Source organism: Solirubrobacter ginsenosidimutans, from assembly GCF_027587205.1.
On record NZ_JAPDOD010000138.1, the window covers coordinates 1 to 829 of the forward strand.

The 829-nt window shown below is 66.1% G+C and carries 1 protein-coding gene; it reads left to right on the top strand.

From position 1 onward, the window contains the following. Positions 1-47: 47 nt before the first annotated feature. A partial coding sequence (locus OM076_RS44525) for an IS256 family transposase (RefSeq protein ID WP_270046762.1) occupies positions 48-829 on the top strand: 782 nt, incomplete at its 3' end.

Below are 829 nucleotides of genomic sequence, written 5' to 3' on the forward strand. Positions count from 1 at the left end.
GATGATCGTCGGACTTCTCACGGTTCGACTTTCAAAGGAGGTGCCGCGTGGCCGGTGCCGACAGGATGACGATCGAGGAGGTCGTCAAGCAGGTGTTGCTCGATGAGCATGCTGACGTGATCCGCGAGGCCGTCAAGGCGGTCGCTGCGGAGATGATGGAAATCGAGGTCTCGGCGTTGATCGGCGCGGAGCTCGGTGAGTGCCGGCCCGATGATCGCGCGACGCATCGCAACGGCTATCGGCCGCGGCGCTGGGACACCAGGGCGGGCGAGATGGAGCTGCAGATCCCCAAGATCCGCCAGGGCAGCTACTTCCCGAGCTTCTTGGAGCCGCGAAAGCGCTCCGAGCAGGCGCTGTTGGCGGTCGTGCAACAGGCCTATGTCTGCGGTGTCTCGACGCGGCGGGTTGATCAGCTCGTGGAGAGCCTCGGGCTACGGATCTCAAAGAGCGAGGTCAGCCGCATCTGCGGCGCGTTGGACGAACACGTCGACGCGTTCAGAACGCGGCCGTTGGAGGGCCGCTACCCGTACCTGTTCCTGGACGCCAAGATGGAGAAGGTCAGAGACGGCGGCCGCGTGGTCAACAAGGCCCTGGTGATCGCGCACGGCGTGCACGAGACCGGCCGGCGCGAGATCCTCTCCATCGACGTCGGCGAGGCCGAGACCGAAGCGTTCTGGACGAGCTTCCTGCGCGGCCTGGTCAAGCGCGGCCTGATCGGCGTCCAGCTCGCTATCAGCGACGCGCACGCCGGCCTGAAAGCGGCGATCGCCAAGGTCCTCGGCTGCGCCTGGCAACGCTGCACGGTCCACTTCCTCCGCGACTGTTTCGG